This is a genomic window from Arthrobacter alpinus, assembly GCF_001294625.1.
Lineage (GTDB): Bacteria > Actinomycetota > Actinomycetes > Actinomycetales > Micrococcaceae > Specibacter > Specibacter alpinus_A.
In genome coordinates, this window is record NZ_CP012677.1 from 2,528,140 (window position 1) to 2,554,638 (window position 26,499).

20 protein-coding genes, 1 tRNA gene and 1 pseudogene are annotated in these 26,499 nt (G+C 63.3%); 8 read left to right on the top strand and 14 right to left on the bottom strand.

Annotated elements, in window-relative coordinates; genetic code table 11:
* Positions 1 to 5 precede the first annotated feature (5 nt).
* From AOC05_RS11370 to AOC05_RS11380, 3 genes are read right to left on the bottom strand one after another with little or no spacing between them, the layout of a single operon-like run.
* The gene (locus AOC05_RS11370; RefSeq protein WP_420480397.1) at positions 6 to 1,607 is read right to left on the bottom strand and encodes an acyl-CoA carboxylase subunit beta; all 1,602 of its coding nucleotides are present in this window, start codon (positions 1,605 to 1,607) and stop codon (positions 6 to 8) included.
* Positions 1,598 to 3,304, bottom strand: a complete 1,707-nt coding sequence (locus AOC05_RS11375; protein ID WP_062007323.1) for an acyclic terpene utilization AtuA family protein — start codon at positions 3,302 to 3,304, stop codon at positions 1,598 to 1,600. The genes AOC05_RS11370 and AOC05_RS11375 overlap by 10 nt, the downstream gene beginning before the upstream one ends.
* Entirely contained in the window at positions 3,301 to 4,119 is an 819-nt protein-coding gene (locus AOC05_RS11380) for a TIGR03084 family metal-binding protein (protein ID WP_062007324.1), read from the bottom strand. Before AOC05_RS11380 ends, AOC05_RS11375 begins: the two co-directional genes overlap by 4 nt.
* 109 nt (positions 4,120 to 4,228) lie before the next feature.
* Here AOC05_RS11380 and AOC05_RS11385 point away from each other — a divergent pair, with 109 nt between their 5' ends.
* Together AOC05_RS11385 and AOC05_RS11390 are read left to right on the top strand one after the other, a co-directional pair.
* The gene (locus tag AOC05_RS11385; protein ID WP_230085324.1) at positions 4,229 to 4,846 is read left to right on the top strand and encodes a TetR/AcrR family transcriptional regulator; all 618 of its coding nucleotides are present in this window, start codon (positions 4,229 to 4,231) and stop codon (positions 4,844 to 4,846) included.
* Between the two features lie 206 nt (positions 4,847 to 5,052).
* Entirely contained in the window at positions 5,053 to 5,577 is a 525-nt protein-coding gene (locus AOC05_RS11390) for a hypothetical protein (RefSeq protein ID WP_062007325.1), read from the top strand.
* Between the two features lie 18 nt (positions 5,578 to 5,595).
* Here AOC05_RS11390 and AOC05_RS11395 read toward each other — a convergent pair whose 3' ends face one another.
* The 6 genes from AOC05_RS11395 to AOC05_RS11415 form a co-directional block, all read right to left on the bottom strand.
* Positions 5,596 to 6,639 (bottom strand): phospholipase D-like domain-containing protein, encoded by a 1,044-nt coding sequence (locus AOC05_RS11395; RefSeq protein WP_230085686.1) that lies wholly within the window; start codon positions 6,637 to 6,639, stop codon positions 5,596 to 5,598.
* Positions 6,543 to 7,067, bottom strand: a complete 525-nt coding sequence (locus AOC05_RS20160) for a PLDc N-terminal domain-containing protein (protein ID WP_230085325.1) — start codon at positions 7,065 to 7,067, stop codon at positions 6,543 to 6,545. The genes AOC05_RS11395 and AOC05_RS20160 overlap by 97 nt, the downstream gene beginning before the upstream one ends.
* A gap of 168 nt (positions 7,068 to 7,235) precedes the next feature.
* Positions 7,236 to 8,057, bottom strand: coding sequence for a leucyl aminopeptidase family protein (locus AOC05_RS11400; protein ID WP_062007326.1), 822 nt, complete (start codon positions 8,055 to 8,057; stop codon positions 7,236 to 7,238).
* Between the two features lie 103 nt (positions 8,058 to 8,160).
* Positions 8,161 to 8,237: transfer RNA gene (locus AOC05_RS11405), tRNA-Met, on the bottom strand.
* Between the two features lie 198 nt (positions 8,238 to 8,435).
* The gene (locus AOC05_RS11410) at positions 8,436 to 11,414 is read right to left on the bottom strand and encodes a UPF0182 family protein (protein WP_082357946.1); all 2,979 of its coding nucleotides are present in this window, start codon (positions 11,412 to 11,414) and stop codon (positions 8,436 to 8,438) included.
* Positions 11,415 to 11,504: 90 nt separating this feature from the next.
* A complete protein-coding gene (locus tag AOC05_RS11415) occupies positions 11,505 to 12,599 on the bottom strand; it encodes a PDZ domain-containing protein (RefSeq protein ID WP_062007327.1) in 1,095 nt (364 codons plus the stop codon).
* A gap of 237 nt (positions 12,600 to 12,836) precedes the next feature.
* Here AOC05_RS11415 and AOC05_RS11420 point away from each other — a divergent pair, with 237 nt between their 5' ends.
* Entirely contained in the window at positions 12,837 to 14,249 is a 1,413-nt protein-coding gene (locus tag AOC05_RS11420; protein WP_062007328.1) for a zinc-dependent metalloprotease, read from the top strand.
* Positions 14,250 to 14,267: 18 nt separating this feature from the next.
* On the opposite strand, the gene AOC05_RS11425 is transcribed toward AOC05_RS11420, so the two are convergent.
* Positions 14,268 to 14,963: a M48 family metallopeptidase gene (locus AOC05_RS11425; protein WP_231687102.1), complete on the bottom strand. Its 696-nt coding sequence runs from the start codon at positions 14,961 to 14,963 to the stop codon at positions 14,268 to 14,270.
* A 165-nt stretch (positions 14,964 to 15,128) separates the two neighbouring features.
* Between AOC05_RS11425 and AOC05_RS11430 the strand changes: the two genes are divergently transcribed.
* A complete protein-coding gene (locus tag AOC05_RS11430; RefSeq protein ID WP_062007329.1) occupies positions 15,129 to 16,223 on the top strand; it encodes a TOMM precursor leader peptide-binding protein in 1,095 nt (364 codons plus the stop codon).
* Here the strand turns inward: AOC05_RS11430 and AOC05_RS11435 are convergent.
* Both AOC05_RS11435 and nudC read right to left on the bottom strand, forming a co-directional pair.
* Positions 16,184 to 18,295: an ATP-dependent DNA helicase UvrD2 gene (locus AOC05_RS11435; RefSeq protein WP_062009681.1), complete on the bottom strand. Its 2,112-nt coding sequence runs from the start codon at positions 18,293 to 18,295 to the stop codon at positions 16,184 to 16,186. The two genes, AOC05_RS11430 and AOC05_RS11435, sit on opposite strands and share 40 nt — an antisense overlap.
* Before the next feature lie 32 nt (positions 18,296 to 18,327).
* Positions 18,328 to 19,293, bottom strand: a complete 966-nt coding sequence (nudC, locus tag AOC05_RS11440; protein ID WP_231687103.1) for an NAD(+) diphosphatase — start codon at positions 19,291 to 19,293, stop codon at positions 18,328 to 18,330.
* A gap of 167 nt (positions 19,294 to 19,460) precedes the next feature.
* Between nudC and AOC05_RS11445 the strand changes: the two genes are divergently transcribed.
* The 3 genes and pseudogenes from AOC05_RS11445 to AOC05_RS11455 form a co-directional block, all read left to right on the top strand.
* Positions 19,461 to 20,603: a macrolide 2'-phosphotransferase gene (locus AOC05_RS11445; RefSeq protein WP_062007331.1), complete on the top strand. Its 1,143-nt coding sequence runs from the start codon at positions 19,461 to 19,463 to the stop codon at positions 20,601 to 20,603.
* A gap of 65 nt (positions 20,604 to 20,668) precedes the next feature.
* Positions 20,669 to 20,986, top strand: a complete 318-nt coding sequence (locus AOC05_RS11450; RefSeq protein ID WP_062007332.1) for a hypothetical protein — start codon at positions 20,669 to 20,671, stop codon at positions 20,984 to 20,986.
* Positions 20,987 to 21,041: 55 nt separating this feature from the next.
* A pseudogene (locus AOC05_RS11455) lies at positions 21,042 to 22,250 on the top strand (ISAzo13 family transposase); the annotation flags it as partial.
* An 89-nt stretch (positions 22,251 to 22,339) separates the two neighbouring features.
* Here AOC05_RS11455 and AOC05_RS11460 read toward each other — a convergent pair.
* Together AOC05_RS11460 and AOC05_RS11465 are read right to left on the bottom strand one after the other, a co-directional pair.
* Complete coding sequence (locus tag AOC05_RS11460; RefSeq protein WP_062007334.1) at positions 22,340 to 25,153, bottom strand: cation-translocating P-type ATPase; 2,814 nt, start codon at positions 25,151 to 25,153, stop codon at positions 22,340 to 22,342.
* A gap of 203 nt (positions 25,154 to 25,356) precedes the next feature.
* A complete protein-coding gene (locus AOC05_RS11465) occupies positions 25,357 to 25,563 on the bottom strand; it encodes a hypothetical protein (RefSeq protein WP_062007335.1) in 207 nt (68 codons plus the stop codon).
* A gap of 393 nt (positions 25,564 to 25,956) precedes the next feature.
* Between AOC05_RS11465 and AOC05_RS11475 the strand changes: the two genes are divergently transcribed.
* Complete coding sequence (locus AOC05_RS11475; RefSeq protein WP_062007337.1) at positions 25,957 to 26,316, top strand: hypothetical protein; 360 nt, start codon at positions 25,957 to 25,959, stop codon at positions 26,314 to 26,316.
* Positions 26,317 to 26,499 lie beyond the last annotated feature (183 nt).

Consider the following 26,499-nt stretch of genomic DNA (forward strand, 5'->3'; position numbering starts at 1 on the left):
TTGGCTCACATCCGGAAGACGCCGAAGCCCTCGGCGCCCTTGATTTCGGTGGTGGCGATGGCCGAGAGTGCCATTCCCAGCACGGTGCGGGTGTCGCGGGGGTCGATGATGCCGTCGTCGTAGAGCTTTCCGGAGAGGAAGGTGGGCAGCGATTCGGCCTCGATCTGGGCCTCGACGACGGCGCGCATCATGGCGTCTGCGTCCTCGTCGAAGTCGCGCCCCGTGGAGGCTGCTGCGGCGCGGCCCACGATCGACATGACGCCTGCCAGCTGCGCTGCCCCCATGACTGAGGAGCGGGCGGAGGGCCAGGAGAACAGGAAGCGGGGGTCAAAGGCGCGCCCGCACATGCCGTAGTGGCCCGCACCAAAGGAGGCCCCCAGAAGCACGGAGAGGTGCGGGACGGTGGAGTTGGAGACGGCGTTGATCATCATGGAGCCGTGTTTGATGATGCCGGCCTGCTCGTATTCCTTGCCCACCATGTATCCGGTCGTGTTGTGCAGGAACAGCAGGGGTGTGTTGGAGGCGTTGGCGAGCTGGATGAACTGGGCCGCCTTTTGCGCCTCGGCGGAGAACAGCACGCCGCGGGCGTTGGCCAGGATGCCCACTGGGTGGCCGTGGATGCGGGCCCAGCCGGTGACCAGGGAGGTGCCGTAGAGGGCCTTGAACTCGTCAAAGTCGCTGCCGTCCACCACGCGGGCGATGACCTCGCGGGGGTCGAAGGGTACCTTGAGGTCGGAGGGGACGATGCCCAGGAGCTCCTGCTCATCCATCAGCGGCTCCACGGCGGGCGCCGGGGCCGGACCTTTTTTAACCCAGTTGAGCCGGGCCACGATTCGGCGACCGATCCGAAGCGCGTCCATCTCATCGAGCGCGTAGTAGTCGGCGAGGCCGGAGACGCGGGCATGCATGTCGGCACCGCCCAGGGACTCGTCGTCGGACTCCTCCCCCGTGGCCATCTTTACCAGCGGCGGGCCAGCCAAAAACACCTTGGAGCGTTCCTTGATCATGACGATGTGATCGCTCATACCGGGGACATATGCGCCGCCGGCCGTGGAGTTGCCAAACACGAGCGCAATGGTGGGGATGCCTGCAGCGGAGAGCCGCGTGAGGTCGCGGAACAGCTTACCGCCGGGGATGAAGATTTCGCTTTGGGTGGGCAGGTCGGCACCGCCGGATTCCACCAGGGAAATGACGGGCAGCCGGTTTTCCCGGGCGATGTCCATGGCACGGAAGATCTTTTTGATCGTGTAGGGGTTGGACGTGCCGCCCTTGACGGTGGGTTCATGGGCCACGATCAGGCACTCAACGCCTTCCACGACGCCGATGCCGGTGACGGCGCTGGCGCCCACATGGAATGTGGTGCCCCATGCGGCCAGCGGTGAGAGTTCCAGGAACGGGGAGTCCCTGTCCAGGAGCATTTCCACCCGCTCTCGCGCCAGCAGCTTGCCGCGTTTGCGGTGCCGTTCCACGGCCTTGTCCCCGCCGGCCGCCAGGACCTTGGCGTATTCGCCGTCCAGCTCGGCCAGCTTTTCCTCCATGGCGCCTTTGTTGGCCATGAACTCCGCGCTGTGCGGGTCAATCAGGGTGCGTATAGCTGTCACAGGAATTCCTCCGGGATCTCGAGGTGGCGGGCACGGAGCCATTCGCCCAAAGCCTTGGCCTGCGCGTCGAAGCGGGCGTTGGACGCCACGCCTTCCCCGAGCAGGCCGCGGATGACAAAGTTCACGGCGTGCAGTTTCGGGAACACATGCCGCTCCACCTCCATCGTTTTGGTATCGGGCAGCAGCTCCTTTAGCGCCTCCACCGTGAGGGTGTGCACCAGCCAGGGCCAGGCGTCGTCGCGCTCCACCCACACGCCGACGTTTGCGTCCCCGCCCTTGTCACCGCTGCGGGCCGCCGCGACCCGCCCGAGCGGGGCACGCGCCGTCGTGCTAGGGCTGGGTAGGGGTGGGAGAGTTGGTTCCTCCACAGGGGCAAGGGCGACGGCGGATGGGACCGTCCCGGGGTGGGGCGGGACCTCCTCCGTGGTGCCGTCGGGCAACGTGACCAGGTGACGGACCTGGGTGGCGCGGACCCAGCCGGGCGTGTAGACGCCGTAGGGGGCGGCGTCGCCGGGCGGGGCGGTCAGATGGAAGCCGGGGTAGCTGGCCAGGCCGATCTGCACGGCGGCATTGGAGAAGGCACGGCCCACGAGCTTTTGGTCCTGTCCGCGGGCCACGCAGTGCAGCATGGCGCTGGCTTGCTCTTCCGTGGCGGCGTCGTCGTGGTCGGTGCGGGCCAGAGTCCAGGTGGTGCCCTCCGGGACTTGCTGCCCGATCTGGCTTTGGATCAGGGCCGCCTTTTTCTCGATGTCCAGGCCGGTGAGGACGAATGTGACCTCGTTGCGGAAGCCGCCGAGGGCGTTGATGGAGACCTTCAGCGTGTCCGGCGGGGCCTCACCCTGGATGCCGGAGAGGCGGACGCGGTCGGGGCCGGTTTCCTCGAGGTTGATGGAGTCCAGGCGCAGGATGGCGTCCGGGCCGGCGTAGCGGGCGCCGGTGATTTCGTAGACGAGCTGGGCTGTGACGGTGCCTGCTGTGACGGCGCCGCCGGTGCCGGGGTGCTTGGTGATGGTACTGGAGCCGTCCACTTCGATTTCCGCGATGGGGAAGCCCGGGCGGTGCATGTCCTCGAACGAGTCGAAAAAGGCGTAGTTGCCGCCGGTGGCCTGAGTGCCGCATTCAATGACGTGGCCGGCCGCCATGGCGCCGGCGATTTCGTTGTAGTCTGTCTCTTTCCAGCCGAAGTGGTGTGCGGCGGCGCCCACCACGAGCGAGGCGTCGGTGACGCGGCCGGTGACCACAATGTCTGCTCCGGCCCTGAGTGCTGCGGCGATGCCCCAGCCGCCCAGGTAGGCGTTGGCCGAGAGCGGTGTGCCGTTGCTGGTTGTCAGGCCGAGTTCTTCTGCGCGGTCGATGAGGTCGTCGCCGTGGACGTGGGCGATTTTTGTCTTGACGTTGAAGGTTTCAGCCAGTTGCGTGAGCTTGTCCGCCAGGCCTTTGGGGTTCAGTCCGCCGGCGTTGACCACGATCTTCACACCCCTGTCCATGGCCAAGGCCAGGCTCTGCTGCATTTCGGCCAGGAAGGTTTTCGCGTAGCCGGTGGAGGGGTCCTTGGACCTGTCCCGGGCCAGGATCAACATGGTCAGCTCGGCTAGGTAGTCGCCGGTGATGACGTCAACGGGGCCGCCCTCCAGCATTTCCTGGAAGGCGCCGGCGCGGTCGCCGTAGAAGCCGGAGGCGTTCGCGATGCGAAGCACGCTCATGCGGGGGTTCCTATCTCCCCGGCAGCAACCGGTTTGCGCCCTTCACCGGGCGGGCCGGCGAAGGCCTGCACAATGTCCAGCCACTTGTCCGCGTTGGGGCCGCTGGCGCTCAGGGCCAGATCGTCGCGGTGCCGGCGGCGGGTGGCCAGCAGGCAAAAGTCCTCGGCCGATCCGCTGACTTTTTCGGCGGCGTCTTCGGGGCCCCAGGCCCAGTTCTCCCCCGCGGCTCCGGACAGTTCCACGCGGAACTCTTCCTCCGGCGGGGTCAGCTTGTTTGCTTTGAAGGCAAAGTTACGGGTGCGCACGGCCAGGTGGGCAATGTGGCGCAGCCTGTTGGTGGGTTCGCGGGTGGCGCCGAGGGCGTCGGCAATGTCCTGCCCGTGCGCCCACGTTTCCATGATGCGCGCCGTCGCCATGGAGGTGGGACTCATGGGCGGGCCAAACCAAGGCAGGCGGGCACCCTCGGCGACCTCTCGCAGGGAAGCCGCCATCCGGCGTCGTCCCTCCCTCCACTGCACCAACAGCTGGGCAGGAGGCAGTGCGGCCAACTCGGCTGCGGCGCCGTCAATCGTGATGGCGCCGGACTGGAAAGCGATCCGCAGAGCGGCGAAGGCGTCCGTGTCACCATTGGCTGCGGCTGCGGCATCGATGACGACGGCGTCCGTCCAAGCCAGGTGGCCAATCTGGTGGGCGATGGACCAACCGGGCGACGCCGTGGCCTGCGCCCAGCCGCTATCGGGAAGCCGCGCCACCAGGGCGTCAAGAACCTCCGACTCGGCCTCAAAATCTGCCAGGACAGTTGCCACGTCCACCATGCTTGAACTCCTTCATTACTGCTCAGTAGGTATGCACCTAAGTATGTGATGCACTTCATAAAAAAGCAAGCATGATTGATTGTTTCCCTTTTGTGCTAGCGTCCTGTTGGTGAGTAGAACAGCCATTGAACCCAGACAGGACCGCAGCCGCGCCACGCGGGAACGGCTGCTGGAGAGCGCCGTGACGTTGCTGTCCGAGACCGGCTGGACCAACACCACTGTCACCACGGTGGCGGCCCACGCAGGCGTGTCCCGCGGTGCCACGCAACACCACTTCCCCACCAGGGACGACCTCTTCACGGCCGCCATTGAGTACATGACCGTGGCGCGTGTGGACGAACTCAAAACCACACTCGCCGCCCATTCCGACGGCCCGGCGCCCGTGCGCGATGTCCTGGAATCCATCGTGGGACTGTACACCGGCCCCCTGTTCAAGGCGGCCCTGCAGGTGTGGACGGCGGCCGCCGTCGACCCCGTTGTGCGTGAACACATCATCCCGCTGGAGCAGACGGTGGCGCGCGAGGCGTTCCGGCTGGCGTCCACCCTGCTGAACATCAACCGGGAGAACCCACGGCTGCGCGCCATCGTGGCCGCCACCTTGGACCTGGGCCGCGGCCTGGGCCTGGCCAACATCCTGACGGACGACGCCGGCCGCCGCACCTGGGTGCTCGACGCCTGGTCCGCGGAACTGGAAGCGATCATCGCCGCCGAATCCCCCACCCCCTAGCGACGCTCCCTCACTTTCTGGGGTTCTCCCTAGCGACGCGCTATCACCTCTGCACAGCGCGACGGATAAGATCAGTCCAGTGCCATTGGGGCATTTGGGTGGCATCAGTGAAACGTTAGATTCATGGGACCAGCAGGCGCAAACACAAATTCTCAAAAGAGCGCCAGCGGCTCCTGGCCTCCGGCATCCCGCCGCTGCTGGCAGGAATGACCACCACCTTGTCCGTCTACGCCATGATTGGCGCACTGGTGGCCTCGCTGTTGGTGTCAGCCGTCCAGTTGACCAGGCTGCTGCCGCAGTTTGCCCCACAGATCGCTGAACTGCGCGCCGACCTGCGGGTCCTGTTCGACACCGCCTTCAACCTGCTCGGCAGTGCCATGAATGTGGGCTCGGGCCTGGTGTTCGTGCTCCAGTTGGTGATGCTCATGAGCATTGACGCCGCCTACTTCCCCACGATCCTGGCCGCGGTCAAGCAAAAGTGGGCCCTCGCGGTGGAAGCGCTGGGCAACTCCGCCAAGTTGAACCGATCCTTCATGATCATGACCGCCATCTTTGGCACCATCGTCGCGACGCTGAATCTGGCCCGCTTGTTGATCCTGGGCGTTCCGGGCGCGGGATTGTGGGCGCTGCTGTCTTTCGTCAGCGGATTCATCGCGTTCATCGGCGACATCAGTGAATCCAAGGCAATGCTTGCGACCCAGTGCGCGAAAGCAAGGCAGGGCCACAACTGAGGGAAGTTTTTCGAAGAGCTATTGCAGGTTGGAGGTCAGGCGCGCCGCACTGTCCCAGAACTTCTCCCCGGCAGGGCGCTTGACCCAGTCGGCCAGTTCCAGTTCCCGGCTATTGGCCCGGTAGCCGTCCTCCACTGCACGCATCTGCGTCACGAAGTCGGCGCTGTGGACCAGGACGGAGATCTCCATGTTCAGCGAGAAGGACCGGATGTCCATGTTGGAGGAACCAATGACAGCAACGTCGGAATCTATGCTGAAGTGCTTGGAGTGCAGCACCTCCGGGGACTTATAGAGATAGATCCTGACCCCGGCCCGCAGCAACGCCTCGTAGTAGGAACGCTGGGCGTGGTAGACCATCGCCTGGTCGCCAACCTCGGAAACGAACAGCTCAACGGAGAGCCCGCGCCCTGCGGCGGTGATGATGGCCAGCAGCACCGAGTCCTCGGGCACAAAGTACGGGCTGGTGATGCTGACCCGTTCGGTGGCCTGGTGAATCATGGACACAAAGAGCTTGAGGCTGTTGTCATTTTCAAAGCTCGGCCCGCTGGGCACCACCTGCATGTCCACCAAGTGCGTGGCCGGGTCCAGGACCACCGGGGAGGTGTCCAATTCCAACAGCACATCACTTTCGCTGAACCAGTCGGTGACAAAGACGGCGTCGAGTTCGCGCACCACGGGTCCGTGGACACGCATCATCAGCTCGTGCCAGCGCAGCCCGCGTGCAATGTTCTTCTTCTTGTTGTAGCTCTCATGGACCAGGTTTTGGGATCCGGCGAAGCCCACCTTCCCGTCCACCACCACCAGTTTGCGGTGGTTTCGCAGGTCGATCCGCTGCCACTGCCAGCGCCACGGCCGCAGCGGCAGCATGGCGTGGTATTCGGCGCCCATGGCCTTCAGCGCGGCAAGTGTTTCCTTACGCCCGGGGTTAATCACAGACGCCAGGTGGTCGCTGAGGACGCGCACTTTCACCCCGCGCTGGCGGGCCCGTTCCAGCGCGTCAAAGAACGGTTGCGTGGCCGAATCGAGCACCAGGATGTAAAACTCCACGTGGACATAGTGCACGGCGTCGTCAATTTCCTTGGCCATGGCGGCAATGGAGCCGTGGTAATCGGGGAGAAGTTCGACCCCGTTGCCCCCACCATGGGCAGCGCGCCCAAGTTGTTGTTGAGGGTGACAAGAGTGGCCAGCCCGTGCGGCCAGTGATCCCGGTGACTGAGCTGGCCCAGCCCCTCGGTGCGCTCCAAGATCAACTCGTTGACATGCTTTTGCTTGTCGCGGCGGGCCTTGGGCAGGCGGTTGTAGCCCACCAGGAAGAAAGCGATGATGCCGATGTAGGGGATGAAGATGATGGTCAGCATCCAGGCGATGGCTGTTGCGGGCCGGCGTCGTGCGGAAATGTAGGCAACCGCCACGGCGCCCAGGAATACATGCAGGCCCAGCAGCACCCAGGCCAGATGGCCCGCGTCAATGAACCAGTTGAAGATGCTCACTAAAAGTTCTCTCCCTTGTGAAAAACAGGCGACGGCGGACTCATCCGAGTCCGCCGTCGCGTCGCCTGACCATTGCCAGTCTAGGGCCGAAGACTCAGGAAACTTTGGTGAAGTTCACAATCAGGTCACTGAGCAGGCGTGTGCCGTACCCGGTGGCACGTTGGGGCGTCAGGAGTCCTCGGTGTCGCTCTTCATGGTCCCGGCTGTGGTCCCGCCCACGTCGGAGATGTCCGCAATATCCGAATCGAGCTGCTTGAGGTAGCGGTTCTCCAGCGGCAGCTGCCAGGCAGACTCACCTGTCGCGGCCGCCGCAGCCGTGACCTGGTCCACCAGTTCCTGGTTGTTGCCGATGGTGGCCCCCACCAGGGTGACGGGTGCGGCCATGGCCGCACCCGTCAGGGTGGCGATGTCCACGATGGCATCCCGGGATTCCTCCATGGCCAGGCACAGGGCGTCCATCATGACCAGCCGTCCCCCGGCGTCGGTGTTCTCACCCTCAACGGTCTTGCCGTTACGGGCCCGCAGCACATCGCCGAGTTTCGTGGCGGTGCCGGAGGGCATGTTGTCGGTGCACATCAGCCAGGCGCTGACCTCGGCGTTGGCGCCGAGGTCGCGTAGCCTCGTCATGGCGGCCAACACTGCCGCGGAGCCTGCCATATCCATCTTCATGGCCAGGTGCATGAGGTCCCAGGGTTTCAAGCTGATACCGCCGGAGTCGTACATGATGCCCTTGCCCACCAATGCCAGGTGCGCCGTGGGAACACCCTCCGGCTTGTAACGCAGCACGATCATGCGCGGTTCTTCGTAGCTGCCGGCATTCACGCCCAGCAGGCCACCGCAACCAAGCTCGATCAGTGCCGCCAGGCCGTACGTTGCCACCGTGAGCCCAAACGACGGTCCCTGTTCGGTGGCAAAGTCGCCATATTCGGTGGCTATCAGGTGCCCGAGAGGGTTGTTGGCCAGGTCGCGGGCCAGCAGGGCGCCCTCCACAGCAACTTGAGCGGCCAGGCCCCAGCTGTGGCGCAGTAGTTGCTCAAGTGCTGGTGGGGATACGAAAAACCCCCAGCATAATGGCTGGGGGTTTTCCTCAACATGGTTGCGGGGACAGGATTTGAACCTGTGACCTCCGGGTTATGAGCCCGGCGAGCTACCGAACTGCTCCACCCCGCGATGTGATCTTTACTTTACGCGGAGGCGGGGCCGGAGGGCAAACTGGAGGCGGGTGACCTTCGTCTCCTCCGGCTCAGCCCAGGCCAGTACCCCTGAACACCACACGTGATCGCCCCCGGCGTCAGGCGTTAAATGCCGGGAGCTTGCGCAGACGTTGCCGTCTGCGCAAGCTCCCGTCATGCGTGGGACGACCTAACGCTAAGGCGCAGGGGTGGGTGTTGGGCTAGGTGTTGCCGCGGCCGCGGCGGCACCTTCGGCCGCAATGGCCGCCGTGATGGCATCCTGGAGTGCTTTCTGCGCCACACCGTAGGCGGCAAAATCGCCCTTGGCCAGCGCTGACTGCCCGTCCTTCAATGCCTGGTTGGCGTCGTTAAGCGCCTTGGCCAGGGCCGGGTTGGTGCTTGCCGGAGCGCCGGGTTCGGTGGAACTGCCACTTGCGCCGGGGTCCTTTTGGACACCCGCATCCCCGGCCTGGGCTCCGGAGTCCCCGCCGAAGAGCTGGTCAAGGGCGTCATTGAGGGTCGCAGCATATCCAATCTTGTTACCGAACGCGACCAGCACGCGCTGCAACGTCGGGTACGAGGTGGAACCCGTGGACTTCACATACACGGGCTGGACGTACAGCACGCCGCCACCCATGGGGAGCGTGAGCAAGTTGCCGTTGATGACATCCGACTGGCCCAATTTCAACACGTTCAGCTGTTCGGAAACTGAAGGGTCGGACTGGAACGTGTTTTGCACCTGACCGGGGCCGGGCACCTGTGTGGCGTCGGGTAGCTCCAGCAACTGCAGCTTGCCGTAGTTGGGGCTCTTCACGCCCTTCACATTGCCGGCGTCGCCATTGGCGGCCATGAAGCCGTAGAGGATGTTGCGTGAATCGGTGTTCTTCACCTGCTGCGGAATGAAGTCGGTGGTCAGCGAGAACGCCGTCTTGTCCTTACCGGGCATCTTCAGGGACTGGTAGTACGGCGGCTGCTTGTCAACGGCCTTGGTGGTGGGATCGTCTGGAACGCTCCAAGCCAGGGTGTTGTTGTAGAACTTTCCTGGGTCGGTCACGTGGTACTGGCCCATCAACTCCCGCTGGACCTTGAACAGGTCCTCTGGGTAGCGCACATGGGACATCACGTCGGCAGACATGTCCGTGAAGGGCTTGATGCTGGTGGGGAAGATCTTTTCCCAGGCCTTCAGGATGGGATCCTGCGTGTCCCACGCGTAAAGGTCAACGGAGCCGTCATAGGCGTCCACCGTGGCCTTGACCGAGTTGCGGATGTAGTTCACCGACGCCGCGGGAAGCGCACCGGCGCCGCTGGCTGCTGTCAACGAGTCGGTGGTGGCCTCCTGCAACTGCTGCTGCTGGGAGTAAGGGTAGTAGGAGCTGGTGGTGTAACCGTCCACGATCCACTTAACCTTGCCATCGACGATGGCGGGGTACGGGTTGCCGTCGATGGTCAGGTACGGGGCAACCTTGGCAACGCGCTCCTCCGGGGTGCGGTCATAGAGGATCTGGGACTTTTCATTCACTCCGTTGGTCAGCAACAGGTCCGAGGACTGGAACTTCATGGCGTACATGATCCTGTTGAACCAGTTACCCAGGGACGGGCCGCCGTTACCGGTGAAGGTTGTCAACGATTCACCCGAAGCGTCGGTGCTGGCGGTTGTACCCTGAGGTCGGTCAAGCTCAACGTTGGGGGTTCCCTCCGGGGCTCCGACAATCGAGTACTCCGACGTCGACTGGCCGAAGTAGATGCGCGGCTGGTAGCTGGTGTCGGTACCCAACAATCCCGTGGACGGGACGCCAGACTGGATGAAGTCGGGCTTACCGTCTGAGGTGACAGTGTTTGCCTTGGCGGCGACGACGCCGTATCCGTGGGTGTAGACCAGGTGCTGGTTGTACCAACTTTGCTGGTCCGGGTTGATGCCCTGCGGGTTCAGTTCGCGCACGGCAATCACGGTGTCCTGGACCTTGCCGTCAACAGTGTAACGGTCCACGTTCAGTGTCTTGGGGAACTCGTAGTAGGGCCGGAACTGCTCCAGCTGGGCAAAGGTGGAGGACACCAAGTTTGGATCTAGCAGGCGGATGTTGGCCGTGGTGTCGGCGTCCGCACGCAGGGCCCCGGGGGTCGCCGTCGTGGTGGCGTTGTAAGGGGTGACCTCCATGCCGCTGAGCCCGTAGGCGTCCCGGGTCATGTCGATGTTGCGGCCAATGAACTGCGATTCCAGGCTCTGCTGGGACGGCACAACCTGCAATTGCTGGATGGCCCACGGGTAGATACCGCCGGCCACAATGGCCGTAATGACCAGCATGCCGGTGCCGATCAGCGGCAGCTTCCACTTGCCAATGAACGCGGCCACGATGAACAAGATGGCAACGATGATGGCGGCCACGGCCAGGATGGCCTTGGTGGGGATCACAGCGTTCACGTCGGTAAACATGGCGCCGGCGCGGTAACCGCCGTTGTTCTGCAAGGTGGCGTAGCGGTCAAGCCAGAAATTGACGCCGAGCAGGATCAGGAACACAGCAGCCAGTACGGCCAAGTGGATTTGTGCCTGGCGTGAGGTGAAGATGCCCCGTTCGGTGAGCCGGATGGCGCCGTACAGGTAGTGGGTCATTAGCCCGACGATGAACGCGATGACGGTGACACTGATCAGCAGGCCCATCACGAAACCCAGGAACGGCAGGGTATTGGTGTAGAAACTGATGTCTAGGCCAAATTGCGGATCCGCCTGCCCAAAGGGCACCCGGTAGATGAACAACAGCACCTTTTCCCACTGCGCCATCGCGGCCGTGCCGGCAAACAAGCCAAAGACCACAGGGATGCCCAGCATCACTAAGCGCCGGACAGGCTCCAGCTGTACTTGGTAGCGGTTGAGGTTGTCATCGTGCTGGTTGTCCGGCGCATAAACGGGACGGGCACGGTAGGCGACACGGATGGAGAAGTACACGCTGGCCGCCATCACCGCGAAGGCGGAGGCGAAGATCAGCAGTTTGGCAAGCTTCTCACGCAGAAAAACTTCGGAGTAGCCCAGCTGGTTGAACCAGAGGAAGTCTGTGTAAATTCCGGAGAAAATAACCAGGGCAATCACGAGCACGGCCACCACGATGATGGTCGGCAGTAAGGCGCCGCGGCGCCTGGTTGGGGCGGGATTATTGGGCGAAGGGGCTGGGCGCGATGTCACTCTTACCTCTGTTTGCTGGTGCTGTTGTCTTCAGTGTCCTACTGGAGCCACGAATGGCGGCAGGGCTAAGTTCCTGATGATGCTCAATTGTTACTTACACGTAGGAAGTGCTGAGCTGTCTTTGCCGGCGCCAATATCGGACACCGCCTCATAGGCTTCTTTCAGAGTAGCCACTTTTATCACCTGAAGCCCATTGGGGACATGCCCGACGACGTCTGAACAGTTGGCCGCCGGTGCCAGGAAATACTGTGCACCGTTCTGCCGCGCCCCGACCATCTTTTGGGCGATGCCGCCGATGGCGCCCACATTGCCTTGGGGATCGATGGTTCCTGTCCCGGCAAAGTGCTTGCCACCGCTCAGATCCCCTTCCGTCAAGGTGTCCATGATGCCCAGTGCAAAGATCATCCCGGCGCTGGGCCCTCCGATGTTGCTCAGCGAAATTTTCACATCGAAGGGAAAGGTGAACCGGTCCTGCAACGTGATACCCAGGAAAAATTTACCGTCGGCACCCTTGCGGGGTGTGATCGAAACGCTCGTGTTGACGCCGTCGCGCAGCAATTGAACACTCACAGGGGCGCCTGGCTCCTTTGCAAGTACACCCTGAATCACAGAAATCCCGGTGACGTCCTGGCCGTCGATGGTGAGCACAACGTCGTCGGGCTTGATGATTCCGGAGGAGGCCCCGTCGGTGACAACCGAGGCGACTGCCACCACGGTTTTGAAGTCAATGCTCAGGGCAGTCAACGCCGCGGCCGTCGCATTTTCCTGCGAGGAGGTCATGGCGGCCGAATTTTCGCTGTTCACCGCTTGCTGGCTGATCCCGGGGGCGTAGATGAGCTCGGAGGGGTAAAGCGAATCTGAAGGAGTGAGCCAGGCACGCATGGCGTCAAAAAAATTGATCTGGCTGTCCGGCAAACCGCCGCGCATGTGCACCGTGGTCAAATCCAGACTGCCGGTCTTGGCAGGGAAGCTCTGGGTGCCCGACACGGCGATCACGGGCTGGTTGTTGATCTGGCCAATGGTGTTAATGGCAGGGCCCGGAGATTCCACAACATAAGGTACCGGGATACTCACGGCGGCGACAGCGAGGACTAGCGCCACGACGCCAGAGACCATCATGAAAGAAACTCGACGCTCACGGGCAACGGTGGGCGGCACTGCCACGTCCTGGTTCTCCTGGCTCAATACTCTATTTACCTTTCCAAGAATTCCAAAGACGGGGGGCGGGGCGCATGAATCGCAAAAGCCTCCCCCTACACTACTGTGTTGACCCGAGTGCAAGCTGAGAGGAGGCAGGGAACTATCCGGGGCGTAAGGAGCACATTTGCCGGTAGCGAACAGGGGGCGCCCATGGGGCGACAAGCAGGCGAGACGGCGGTAACGTGAAGCTACGTTTTGATCCCCTGCAACGATTGGCCCACCATGTCTTCCACACCAGCCAACAACGACGACGACGCCCCCCAGGATCCTCTCTCGGAGATGCTGGCCAACCTCATGGGTGGCCAGGGAATGGAAGGCTTTGATGCTGCCGCGCTGGCCAAGGCTGCTGGGCTGCCGTCCGATCCGAACGCACTGTCCCAAATGTTCGCCCAGGTTCAGGCCATGATGAGCGGCTCCTCGGACACCCCTGTCAACTGGGACCTTGCCCACGATGCTGCCCGGAAGGCTGCGGCCGGGGATGACCCCTCCGTCACCCCCGCCCAGTCAAAGGCCGTCGACGATGCCCTGCGTTTAGCCGAGATGTGGCTTGACCCGTTCACCGATCTGGCGGCCACGGCGATCGTGGGCAGCGCCTGGTCACGGGCCGAATGGGTTGAGGAAACCCTGGGGACGTGGCGTCGGCTCACGGAGCCGGTGGCCAACAGCATTGCGTTCGCCATCTCCACCGCCATGAACGAGCAGTTGCCGGAGGAAATGAAGTCAGTGATGGGCGGGGCGGCTTCCATGATGCAAAACATGGGCGGGGCCCTATTCGGGCTCCAGCTCGGGGCAGCCGTCGGGGCGTTGTCAAAGGAAGTGCTGGGCTCCACCGACATCGGGATCCCGTTGGCCGACCTCCAAATGGCCTTGTTGCCGGCGAACATCAAGGCGTTTGGTGAGGGGTTGGAGGTTCCCGAGCAAGAGATCCTGTTGTTCCTTGCCCTGCGTGAGGCTGCGCATGCGCGCCTGTTTGTCCAGGTGCCGTGGCTTCGCGGTCATCTGCTGGGCGCCATCGAGTCCTACGCACGCGGCATCCACATCGACATGTCCCGGATCGAGGATCTGGCGGCGAACCTTGACCCCAGCAACCCTGAAGCCATGCAGGCGGTCCTCTCCGAGGGCGTGTTCATGCCTGCGCGCACCCCCGAGCAGGAGGTGGCGCTAGCAAAGCTTGAGACGGCGCTGGCCCTGGTTGAGGGCTGGGTTGACGAGGTCACCTTCGCCGCGGCGGCGAACCTGCCTGCAGCAGGAGCCATCCGCGAAACCATCCGACGCCGCCGTGCCACCGGAGGCCCGGCAGAGCACGCGTTTGGTTCCCTTGTCGGTTTGGAACTGCGCCCCCGCCGGCTCCGCGAAGCATCTGCGTTGTGGTCCTCCCTGAAGGAACAGCGCGGCGTTGCCGGGCGTGACGCCATTTGGGCGCACCCGGATCTCCTGCCGACCTCCGCCGACCTGGACGACGCAGCAGGCTTTGGGGCACGCCGCTCGGCAGCAGACGCCTCCGAGTCCGACGTCGACGCGGCCCTGACCAAGCTCCTCGAGGGCGGGTTCGACGACCTTCCCCCGACGGGCGAGGACACTGGCCCTGGGACCACCGAGGGTGAGTCCGACGGAGGGCCGTCGACCGACAAATAGCCGGTTACCGGGGCCGTATCAAAACAACTGCCCCGGCGGGCCCCCGTCTGGTGTGTCGCCGTCGACGTCGGTGCCCATGCCCTGGATATTGCGGGCCGAGGCAAAGGAGGCACCCTCCAGGAACGCCTCGGCACGTTTTAGGTGCGGATAGCAGGCAAGCTCGGCCCAGAACGCTGCGCTGTGGTTTGGGTGGATCAGGTGGGCCAGCTCGTGGAGCAGCACATAGTCAACCACCCATTCCGGCATGCCCTGGACATGGTGGGAGATCCTGATCGACTTGTGCGCGTTGGTGGCCGAACCCCACCGCCCGGTCTGGTTGCTCACCCAGCGCACAGACTCCGGCACCGCCCGTGAACCCAGGTAGCTTGCGGAGAGAAACTCACACCGTTGCAGCAACGCCGCGTCACTGGGCGGAACCCGGCGACGGCGGCCACCGGCTTTGGCCCGACTGTCCGCTTCCAGCCGTGACACCATGTGCGGCACCCAGTACTGCTCATCCTCAACGCTCATACGGGCGGGAACGGCAATGACGGCGCGTCCTTCTTCCCAAAACGCCGCCACACCGGTCTTTCGCCTCCGGGTGCGCCGCACCACCACCTGAGCGCCGTTGCCTGCCACATGCGCGGAAAGGGAATCGCCGATGGGGCCCGGGGTTCCCCTCCCAATGGGGTTGCGCCGGGGGTCAACCGGGGCCGGATCTTTCATTGTTGCCATGATTCGACGGTACATCGATGGCCCGGCAGAAATCGAGCCGGGAGCAGTACATAGTGGACAACTTCTCCCTGTGGATAACTTTAAGCGGGGTTCAGCGAGCTGTGCCATGATCGCAAGTGAGGCCCACCAGGAGTTGGTGGCCACTGCTGCGAACGGAGTTCTGCGATGACCGCTATCAACCCCGGGCTTCGCATGGTCCAGCGCGATGCGAACAGCATCCAAATCGGGGTGGGACCCGGTGGCCTGATCATCGAGGGACTCCAAAGAGCTGATCTTGCGTTTGTTCGGGCGCTCCGGGCCGGAATCCCCGATGCCCAGGTGGCAAAGACCGCCCTTTCCCTGGGTGTGAGCCAGGCCCGAACCCAGGAAATCTGTGCCAGCCTCGACCACCTGCTGTTTGGCGATGAGGAACTGCTGGCGCGGGGGTTTCGCGCGGAGCGGCTCCTGCCCGAACAAGCATCCCTGCAGGGAGTTCATCAGGCACCGTGCCGGGAGTACATGGCCCGCCGGGAGCATGGGGTCGTCCACATCATGGGGCTGGGACGGACGGGCGCAGCGCTGGCGCTTGTCCTTGTCAGTGCGGGAGTTGGGACCCTCTTCCTAGAAGATGACAGGGCCGTCACAGCCGTTGACGTGGCGGCCGGATCATACAAGCTCGCCGATATTGGGTTGATGCGCTCCATTGCCGTGCGCAGACAGGCATTGGCGCTTGACCCGGGAACCCATGCCCACGTGCTCCATGCCAACGGCGTCGGCGCCCCCGATACCCGATGCCTGGATCTGGCCATTGTGGTCGCCCATGACGCGCTCAGCGCCGAGACTGCCGGTAGGTTAATGGGTTCGGATCGGCCACACCTGTTGGTGCTGGTGCGTGAGCAGGACGGCGCCGTAGGGCCGCTGGTCATGCCAGGGGAAACCGCGTGCGCCGAATGTGTGGAACGGCACCGCGGGGTGCACGACCCTGCGTGGCTGTTACTCTGCGAACAACTGGCGGCCGCGCAAACTAAGGAGGCTCCTCCCGGGCGCCCTCCTGAGCGCTTGGAGAACGCGTCCCTCGCCATGGCGTTGGCCGGGACTGCCGCGGCGCAGGCCTTGTTGTTTCTTGACGCCGTCAACCAGCCCAGTTCCTGGTCATCGGTGTTGACCTTCCACGCCAACAACGGCCGCTGGAGCAGTCAGGAGTTTGCCGTCCACCCCGACTGTGGCTGCCAATTGCAGCGTCAGGCGCTGGCCACGATCTCCAACACAGCCTCACCGTAGCGCTCCAGCTTGGCGGGCCCCACACCGGGCAGTGCCGCAAGTTCGTCGAGATCTTGGGGGGCTGCCTCCGCGATCGCTATCAGGGTCGCATCGGTGAAGACCACAAAGGCGGGAACGTCGGCGGCGGTGGCCTCCTGCAACCGCCACTGGCGCAGATCTTCAAAAACAGCCTCGTCGTATCCGGCCGGGCATGTTGCACAGCGCCCGATCTTGCGCTCGGCACCGGTGGTCAGGACCTGGCCGCAGACCCGGCACACCGAGGGCGCCGCTGTTTTGCGGGCTTTCCTGCCAGCGACTGGTTTGCCAGCGGTGGGTGCCCCACCCACACCGGCGGGCCGAAGCCCGTCAAGGAAGCGTGAGGGCCGGCGGTTGGCCCGGCCGCCCGGTGTGCGTGCGGTGGACCAGGAGAAGTTCAGGAACTCCCGTGCACGGGTGATGCCCACGTAGAGCAGCCGCCGCTCCTCATCCACAGTTTCGGGGGTGTCGGCAAAGGAAATCGGCATCAGGCCCTCGCTGAGACCCACCAAGAACACAGCGTCCCATTCCAGGCCCTTGGCCGAGTGCAGGGAAGCCAACGTCACACCCTGCACTGTCGGGGCGTGCTGGGCCGTGGCCCGTTCCTGTAATTCCGCCACCAAATCCACCACGGAGAAGGTGTGCTCGGGGGTGCTCCGCGACACCACCAGGTCGTCGGCAAGTGCCACTAGGGCTGCCAGGGACTCCCATTTTTCGCGGACGGCACCCCCGGTTTTCGGTGCCTCGTCCTGGTATCCCAGGTTGCCCAGGATGTCCCGTACCAGCTGCCCCAGCGGCTCCTCTTCCGCTGCGCGGGAGGCCGCACGCAGCTGCAAAATCGCGTCGCGGACTTCCTTCCGGGCAAAGAACCGCTCGCCGCCACGCAACTGGTACCCGACGCCGGCACCCGTGAGTGCTTGTTCGTACGCCTCGGATTGCCCGTTGGTTCTAAACAGCACGGCAATCTCACTGGCCTGGGTGCCGTTGTCAATCAAGATCTTGATGCGGGCGGCCACAGCTGCGGCCTCGGCCTCGTCATCGCTGCACTCAAGGAACTCCGGGGAGGGCCCCGCCGGGCGTTGGGCCACCAGGTGCAGCGGCGTCGACCAGAGAGCGTCGGCCGTGAGCCCGCCGCTGCGCCGACTGTTCAACAGCGTGTTGGCCAGACCCACCACCTGCGGGGTGGAACGGTAGTCGCGGATCAGTTTCACCACGTTCGCCGTGGGGTAACGCTTAGGGAAATCTAGCAGGTGCCGTGGTGTGGCACCGGTAAAGGAGTAGATCGTCTGGCTGGCGTCGCCCACCACGCACAATTCATCACGCCCACCCAGCCACAGGTCAAGCATTTTTTGCTGGAGCGGGGAAACATCCTGGTATTCGTCCACCACAAAGTGCCGGTACTGGTCACGGACGGTGGCTGCCACGCGCGGGTCCTCCTGCAAAATTCCCACGGTGATCAGCAGGACATCCTCAAAGTCGATGAGGTTTCTGTCCCCCTTGACGTCCTCGTACGCTTGAAAAAGGCGGCCGACGGCGAGCTTGTCCAGACCTCCCGGCTCACCCCTGTCAAGTGCCTTGGTGAGGTATGTTTCCGGGGTCAGCATGGAAACCTTGGCCCACTCGATTTCAGCCGCGAGGTCACGGATGGCCGCCCTATCGGTGGGCAGGCGCAGGCGCCGTGCCGCCTCTGCAATGATTTGGGCCTTGTGGTCTAGCAGGCCCGGGAGCTGACCGCCGACGGCGTGCGGCCAGAAATACTGCAGCTGCCGCAACGCTGCAGCGTGGAAAGTTCGGGCCTGGACGATACCCACCCCCAAGTCACGCAGACGCGTCCGCATTTCAGCCGCGGCCCGGGCCGTGAACGTCACGGCGAGCAGGCGGTTGGGGTTGTATACGCCCGTATGCACGCCATAGGCGATCCTGTGCGTGATGGCGCGGGTTTTGCCGGTTCCGGCCCCTGCCAAGACACACAAGGGGCCGCTCAAGGTGGTGGCAACAGCGCGTTGTTCCTCATCGAGGCCGGCCAGAATGCGCTCCTCGGCAGTGCGTTCATCCATCACCGGCAGCCCAACCTGGCGGGGGTCGTAGCTCACGACTTCTCCCCCACACTGGTGGCGCCTTCAGCGGCCTCGCCGTAGTCACGGATTCGCCCGCCATACCAATGTTCGATCATGGCCCGGGCAATGGACAGCCTCTGGGAGATGACGGCCTCGCCGCTGAGCACAGCGGCTTGCAGTTCGGAGCGACTAAACCACCGGGCTTCACGGACTTCCACGTTGTCAGGGACCGCCGTGACATCCGCCGTGTGGGCGAGGAATCCGAGCATCAACGAGCGCGGGAACGGCCAGGCCTGCGATCCCACGTAGTGGGTGGCATGCAAGTGCACCCCCACTTCCTCTAAGATCTCGCGCACTGCGGCTTGTTCCGCGCTTTCGCCCGCCTCAACAAACCCTGCCACGGTGGAGTACCTGTTCGGCTCCCATGCAAAATTGCTGGCCAACAAGATCCTGTCATCACCACCGACGATGGCAACTATCACCGCCGGGTCCGTTCGCGGAAAATGCTCGGAAGCGTCCAGGGGGCAGCGGCGCTTCCAGCCAGCCCACAACAGCTCGGTGGCCGAGCCGCACCTGGGACAGAACTGGTGCGTCTGGTGCCAATTGGCCACGGCCTGGGCCTGGAGGAAAATGGCTGCGTCCGCCCCTGACAGCCACGCAGCAGCCTCCCGGTACCCCGCCAGGGAGGTGCCCTGAGAAATCCAAGCCGAGGAATCGGCGTCGTCCTCCAACACCTTCAGGACCAGGTCGGTGCCGTCGGGCAGATGGGGATGGTGGCCGGGCAGCGTCTTGCCCAGGTAAACGGTCAGCACGTCGGCAGGCAGCTGCCCGGCAACTTTTGTGGGGTCAAAAAAGAGGATCGCGTTGCCGCGCACCAGCGTCTTTCCCCGCTGGAAAATCATGATGCGGTGCGACGGGCGGGCCTGCACAGCGTCCAAATAGCCGCTTGCTGTGCGTCGGTCACAGTCGCGATCGAGCACGGCTTCGGGAGATGGCAAGGCTTGGATCATTCCTCTACCGTACGCAGTCCGCAACACTTTTTACACTTCTGTGGCGGTGCCTGCGCGCTTGTGTGAAGTGAGCGGCGTACAGGAGTTCTCGCGACTCGCCGCCGCATGGGCGCTGCGTTGCGGCTTTCGCGCTCTACGGTGGAGGTGTGAGACGAATGACTGCAATCGAATTAGCCGCTATTGCCAGCGCGGCCGTGCCCGGACTCAACGTCACAGCATTCGGGCCGGAGCCTGACGACGCAGCAGATTTTAACGCGGCCTTGCTGGTTGATTCGGAAAACCGGCGGTGGCGGGTACGCGCACCCAAGCACGCCGAAGCTAGCACGCGGCTGGAGACGGAGCGCGAGGTTTTGCGTGCCTTCTCCCCTGCGATCAGGGCTGAATTGCCGTTCCTGCTGCCCACAGTGGCTGGCACCGTAAGGCAGGGTGAACTCATCACTTTTGTGTATTCCCACATTGCCGGGAAAGCCGAATCCGTGGAGGACTTGGCTGCCGGCGGGCCCGCCTTGGCACTGGAAGTTGGAGCCGCGATCGCCGCCATCCACGACCTGCCCCAGGAATTGGTCACCAACGCAGATCTACCGAGCTACACTGCCAACGAATTCCGCCAGCGCAAGCTCAACGAGCTGGACCAGGCTGCTACCACGGGCAAGATTCCGCCGTCGTTGCTGCTGCGCTGGGAACACGCCATGGAAGACGTGGCACTCTGGCGCTTCAACGCCTCGGTGGTCCATGGGGACCTGCACGAGGACAATATCCTCCTTGATGGCACCTCCGTCACGGCCGTGATGGGCTGGACCGACCTGCGCATCGGGGACCCCGCCGACGACTTTGCGTGGCTGGTGGCCATCAATGACCCGGCCTTCGTTGACACCGTCATGCAGGCTTACGCCGCAGCCCGCAACGAATCCCCTGACCCGCACCTGTTGCGCCGTGCAGCCCTAAGCGCGGAATTTGCGCTGGCGCAGTGGCTGGTCAAGGGCTTCGCCGCCGACTCCGCCCGCATGGTGGCCGACGCCGAGAGCATGCTTCTAACACTTAAGGCAGACATCGACGCGCACGGCGGCCAGCCCATCAGTACCGAGCCCGCCCCGGCGGTCGAGTCTGCCCCGCCTGCCGTGCCCCCCGCAGTCGAGCCTGCCCCGCCTGCCGCGACCCCCACTGTCGAGCCTGCCCCGGTGGTCGAGCCTGAGCCCGACGCTGTTGCCACTGCCACTTCCACGAAGGCCGCGCCCGTGGCAGGTTCCGGTGAAGACGTGGACACCACGGCCATGAAAGTCATCCCCTTGCAGAATTAGCTGCCAGCCCGAGGTTCCGGCCCAACTGCGCATTCCGTGAGGATGCCTGCGCTAGATTCTCGTGCATGGTGGCTGACCGGCGATCGCGTGCCATCATCAGCTCAGCGCCAGCACTTGCAGACTCGGCGATCATCTTCGCGGTTCAAAAAACCCAGATTCAGGACTTTGAAGGTATCCCCGGCACCGTTCTGAAGCAGTACAGCGAAACAGGACCGGCCACGCTACATATCGATCCGCTTCCCACCGGCCAGAAAACGCTGGGAGCGACCGTCATTTGCAGTGGCTCCGAAGCTTGGAAACTCAATATCGAGCAGCTGGAGCCAGGATGGGCCGGCAGCAGTTGTTCCTTGCAGGGCGGATCGACCATGACGGTGGTGCCCTAAGGGTTTGCCAGTAAATTAGCCGGTGTTTCGTGTTGTTGGGCCGTATCGTTGTGTTATGGCGATTGGCGTGGAGGTTGAGGGTAGTTTGCGGGCGAAGTTTGATTCGTTGTTGCCGCATTTGGATGAGCGTCAGCGCCGCCTGTTGCTGGGGGCTGAAGCCCGGGTGTTGGGTCATGGCGGGATCAAGCTGGTGGCCCGGGCGGCCGGTGCCAGCCCGACCACGGTCTCCCGTGGTGTGGCCGAATTGGAGTCTGGAGTTGATCCCTCGGTGCGGGTCCGCCAGCCCGGTGCCGGTCGGAAGCTGCAAACGGACGTTGACCCCGGGTTGGGGGATGCCCTGCTGGCCTTGGTCGAGCCCGAAGAGCGCGGGGATCCGATGTCGGCGTTGCGGTGGACGACGAAATCCACGCGCACCCTGGCCCGGGTGCTGAGCGATTCCGGGCACCAGGTCTCGGCGTGGACGGTGGCAAACCTGCTCCATGAGCTGGGGTTCTCCCTGCAGGGCAATGCGAAACAGGTGGAGGGTGCCACTCATGAGGACCGCGCTGCCCAGTTCGCCTACCTCAACGACCAAAGTGCACAGCACATGGCCGCCGGGCAGCCAGTGATCAGCGTGGACACCAAGAAGAAGGAACTCGTTGGCCTCTACAAGAACGGCGGGGCGCAATGGCGGCCTTCCGGGGACCCTGTCAGGGTGAATGTGCACGACTTCCCCGACCCCAAGCTGGGCAAGGCCAACCCGTACGGGGTGTACGACGTCACCGCCAATGACGGTTGGGTCTCGGTCGGCACGGACCACGACACTGCGGCGTTCACGGTCGAGACCATCCGCCGCTGGTATACCCAGATCGGCAATAATGCCTACCCCGGTGCGAAGAGACTGCTGGTCTGCGCCGACGGCGGCGGCTCCAACGGATACCGCCTGCGCGCTTGGAAAGCCGAATTGGCCACCCTCGCAGCTGAAACCGGTTTGACGATCACCGTCTGCCACCTCCCGCCCGGAACCAGCAAGTGGAACAAGATCGAGCACAGGCTCTTCAGCCATATCTCCATGAATTGGCGCGGGCGCCCCCTGACCAGCCACCAGGTCATCATCGACCTCATCGGTGCCACAACCACCAAAACCGGGCTGAAAGTCCATGCCGAACTCGACGACAACAGCTACCCGACCGGGATTAGAATCGCCGACACCGCCATGGCAGCCCTGCCCATCACCCGACACGAATTCCACGGCGAATGGAACTACACCCTCAACCCCAACAAAGCACCATAACCCCGTGTTAAAAACTGGCAGTCCCTAAGTGTGGTCCCGCGATCATCCGGCGGGAGTCGTCTGTTCAGGCCTACCGTGATTCACCGTATGGCCCGCCTTGGTCTTGCACGCATCAGGATTTTGCGGATCTCGTCGTACCAGAGCACAGCCGATCCGAGTGCCACGCAAGCGGCCCAGTGAGTGAGATCCATGGGTGCAGTTCCGAAAGCCACTTGAAGGATCGGGACTTGGACGACGAGGATTTGAAGCGCCACGCTGAGTGCTATGGCACCCCAGAGCCACTTATTCGCGAACAGCATCCGGAACGCGCTGGTCGTCTCCGAACGGGCATTCAACGCGTTGAACAGTTGGGCGAATACTAGGGTGGTAAAACCGGCCGTGCGTGCAACGGTGAGCGTGTCATTGCCGTCGACGAGACCTCCTGGCAGGAAAAGATCGATGGTAAACAGTGTTGCCAGTGCCATTACCAAACCGACGGAGAGGATCCCGCCCCACATGCGCGCGTCGATCGTCCGGTCGGTCAGCTTGCGCGGTTTCCGCGCCATCACGTCGTCAACCTCCGGGTCGAGTCCCATCGCCAAGGCGGGAGTTGAGTCGGTGATCAGATTGATCCACAGGATCTGAGTTGCGAGCAGCGGGAGGACGAGCGCATCGCCGCTGGCGTCGGTAAGGCCGATCACACCGGCGAAAATAACGCCCAAAAATACTGTAAGCACCTCGCCGAGATTCGATGACAGCAGGTAGCGGAGAAATTTCTTGATGTTCTCGAAGATCACCCGTCCTTGACGAACCGCCGCGACGATGGTGGCAAAGTTGTCGTCGGCGAGGATCATGCGCGCGGCCCCTTTGGTGACTTCGGTTCCGGTGATGCCCATCGCGACGCCAATGTCCGCGGACTTGATTGCGGGGGCGTCGTTAACACCGTCACCGGTCATCGACACGATTTGCTGGTCGGCCTGCAGCGCGTCGACGAGGCGAAGCTTGTGCTGGGGCGACACCCGGGCATAGACAGATACTTCGCGTGTGAGATTGCGTAGTTCGCGGTCGTTGAGAGTGTCGAGTTCGGCTCCGGTCACCGCCCGTGCCGCCGTCTCGATAATTCCGAGTTCGGCTGCAATCCTTGCCGCAGTCGTTGGATGGTCGCCGGTGATCATGATGACGCGAATGCCCGCGCGGTGCGCTTCGGAGATCGCCTTGGCGGCTTCAGGTCTGGGCGGATCGACGATTCCGACTAAACCAGCGTAGACGAGGTCCTGTTCGAACGACGGGTCAACCGCGTTTGCTAAGGCTGCGGTGTCGAGCACCCGGTAGGCAACGCCAAGGGTGCGGAACGCCTGCGCCGACAGTGCCTCAACGTCCTCGAGCGCTTCCTGCCGGAGAGTTTCGGTCAGAGGGACTGTTGTACCACCCACGTGAAGCTGGGTGCAGCTGCCCAGGAGCACATCGGGGGCGCCCTTGCTAAACAGCAGAAGAGCCCCGTCGGCCTTGTCCTGATGCACTGTCGACATCAGCTTCCGCTCCGAGGTGAATGGAATCTCTGCCCGCCGTTCGAAACGGATCATCCGCTCCATGGTGCCCTCAAGTTTGCGGGCCGCCACAAGGAACGCGGCCTCGGTTGGATCGCCCTGAATGTGCCATTCGCCGTTGTCTTCGGAGAGCTGGGCATTGTTTGCAAGGGATCCTGCGCCGAGCACCAGCTGCACCTCGGCGCGCAGGTCGCCGGATAGCTCCTCACCAAGGCTGAGCACCGAACCACGGGGCCTGTATCCGGCACCGGTGAGGCAAGCCCGCCCGGACGCGGTGACCACGCGTTGAATTGTCATCTCATTGCGCGTCAATGTCCCTGTCTTGTCGGTGCAGATCACCGACGCCGAGCCGAGCGCCTCAACGGAGCTGAGCTTTTTCACCACCGCGTTGCGCTTTGCCATGCGCTGAACACCAATCGCGAGTATTACCGACAGTAGTGCGGGGAGCCCCTCTGGCACTGCAGCCACAGCGAGGGAGACTCCGAGCAGCAATACGCCAACGAAATCGCTCGGAGCCGTGATGCCCTCCACCAGAACGACGGTGATCATAACCACCAGAGCGATTATCACGACGATGATGCCGAGCAACTTGCCGATGCGATTGATCTCGACTTGCAGTGGCGTTGGTTCTTCAGCGGTTGAATCAACCATTCCGGCGATCGCCCCGACCTCCGTCGACATCCCGACCGCCGTAACAGCCGCCCGTCCAACGCCCTGGGCGACGGAAGTGCCCTTGTAGACCATGTTCACCCGATCACCGAGCGATGGCGACCCAGCCAGGGTTGCCGGGTCCTTGGATACCGCTTCACTTTCTCCCGTCAGGGAGGCCTCTTGGATATGCAAAGAACTCGCCGTCAGTATCCGGGCATCGGCGCCGACGGCGTCTCCTTCCCCGAGGACAAGCACATCGCCTCGCACCAGATCTGCGGACGGAACGGTCCTGAGCTCACCGTCCCGCCAAACCGTTGATGTTGCGGCAGTCATCCTACTCAGCGCGGCCACGGCATCTTCGGCCTTCGCTTCCTGTGTGTAACCAAGGATTGCGTTGAGAACGATGATCGTGGCGATCACGACGGCGTCGACGGGCACACCCTGGGCACCTTCCACGACCCACACGACCAGCGAGATCGCGACTGCTGCGAGCAGCAAATAAATCAACGCGTCTTGAAACTGTGCTATGACTTTCCGCCAGGCTGGCACCGGGGCCTTGCCGCGCAAGTCGTTGGGACCGTCCGCTAGGAGCCTCCGGGCAGCTTCTTCCTCCGAAAGTCCTGTCCCCGGGTCCACACCCACCCGCGCCGCCACCGCATCAGCGTCTAGAAGGAACGCATCATCCGGTGGCATGGGCACCGCGACCACGTCTGGCATTCCATCTCCTTGCATCCTGAAGCGTTGTCTTTGCCTATCGGCGAGGCAACAAGAATTCGAGCGTATGCCCCGCCCGCAGCACCACAGTATCCGCTTCCCCCACCGGCAGCGTTGTGTTCTCTTTCGGAGCCGGTCAGCGCAGTAACGTGGTGGCTTGTTTGGCTGTGCGGAAAAGTTTCGGATTGCGCACGCGCCGACTTGAATCAGGACCTCTGATACCAGAGCCTTGCAAGGGATCCGGCCACCAGGCCCAGGCCCGCGCCCAAGGCGATGCCGACAGCTATGCCCGGTGCGCCAGCGGCGACAACACCGACGGCGATTCCAGCCCCAGCCCCAAAGCTGAGACCAATGCCAGGCAGTGTATCAATGAATTGCCGGTCAACTTGATGCCTATCCCCGTGATTCGTCATGAGCCGATCCTATCCCGCGGCCATTGCTTGAAGCAGAGCCACAGGTCCTGCTGTATCCGAAGCCACTCAAGACGGCGGATGCCTCGATGCCCTGCCAATCGATTGGAGAACCGATACCGGCTACCGCTTTGACATGCTCTACCAGATGCCCTGCAAGGCTGACATCTGGGGCGCCGCCAACAACGGCAGCATCGAAAGAGCGTCCGACGGCGAGCAGTTAGCATTTCTGCAACTCGCCACACACGAAGGATCGGTGCGTGTCGCCAAAAAGTTCCGGTGGTCGTGCTGTCCGGTATTTCAAGCAATGGCGGGCTGAGCGCGATAGTTCTGGTTCGAAGATCGCCGCCACCCTGCCGGCCATTACGGAGCAGGCCCTGCTTCTGGCGGGGGACGGTGTGGGAAGAAGCCGCCCGCACCGCAGCGGTCGAGCACACGGTCCTCCAACACGTGTGGAGGGAAGAGAAGGCGCACAAGGACCGTGAAATCATTGAGCTCGCCACCGACCTCGACGATGCCGCAGGAATTCATGCGGAAGTGATGCTGGAGCTGCAGGTGCACATTGATGAGGCTAACCAGGGTGCCCGTGGCAACGCAGCAGAAGCTGCTGAGGCTCGCGAACAAGTCGTCCTCGATACGCGCCAACACGCCGAGTCGACGGTCGAGTTGAAAAGCCTGCTCGCTGAGGCCCGCGCCACGATCACGACCTTGCAGCGAACCCAGGACGCGCTCTTCGCCTGCCTCCCATTCCAGTAGAAGCCGTGCCGGAACCGAAGAGAGCGGGGTCGCGGAGGCCCCGAATATGGTTGGCAGTTTGGTTAGCTACGTCTGGAAAGACATTGGTTCGCCAGCGCACGCCTCATCAGGTGAAGGGCACTGATCGAGTGCCTTGATGAGAACTTGGGTGGAAGGGACCCATCGGACCAGTGATTCTAAATG

Excerpts from the sequence above, each read along its gene's own strand:
- AOC05_RS11375 (WP_062007323.1), bottom strand. The coding sequence starts at position 3,304 with ATGAGCGTGCTTCGCATCGCGAACGCCTCCGGCTTCTACGGCGACCGC.
- AOC05_RS11380 (WP_062007324.1), bottom strand. The coding sequence starts at position 4,119 with ATGGTGGACGTGGCAACTGTCCTGGCAGATTTTGAGGCCGAGTCGGAG.
- AOC05_RS11390 (WP_062007325.1), top strand. The coding sequence starts at position 5,053 with ATGACCACCACCTTGTCCGTCTACGCCATGATTGGCGCACTGGTGGCC.
- AOC05_RS11420 (WP_062007328.1), top strand. The coding sequence starts at position 12,837 with ATGTCTTCCACACCAGCCAACAACGACGACGACGCCCCCCAGGATCCT.
- AOC05_RS11425 (WP_231687102.1), bottom strand. The coding sequence starts at position 14,963 with ATGGCAACAATGAAAGATCCGGCCCCGGTTGACCCCCGGCGCAACCCC.
- AOC05_RS11430 (WP_062007329.1), top strand. The coding sequence starts at position 15,129 with ATGACCGCTATCAACCCCGGGCTTCGCATGGTCCAGCGCGATGCGAAC.
- AOC05_RS11435 (WP_062009681.1), bottom strand. The coding sequence starts at position 18,295 with ATGGATGAACGCACTGCCGAGGAGCGCATTCTGGCCGGCCTCGATGAG.
- AOC05_RS11445 (WP_062007331.1), top strand. The coding sequence starts at position 19,461 with ATGACTGCAATCGAATTAGCCGCTATTGCCAGCGCGGCCGTGCCCGGA.
- AOC05_RS11450 (WP_062007332.1), top strand. The coding sequence starts at position 20,669 with ATGGTGGCTGACCGGCGATCGCGTGCCATCATCAGCTCAGCGCCAGCA.
- AOC05_RS11460 (WP_062007334.1), bottom strand. The coding sequence starts at position 25,153 with ATGCCAGACGTGGTCGCGGTGCCCATGCCACCGGATGATGCGTTCCTT.
- AOC05_RS11465 (WP_062007335.1), bottom strand. The coding sequence starts at position 25,563 with ATGACGAATCACGGGGATAGGCATCAAGTTGACCGGCAATTCATTGAT.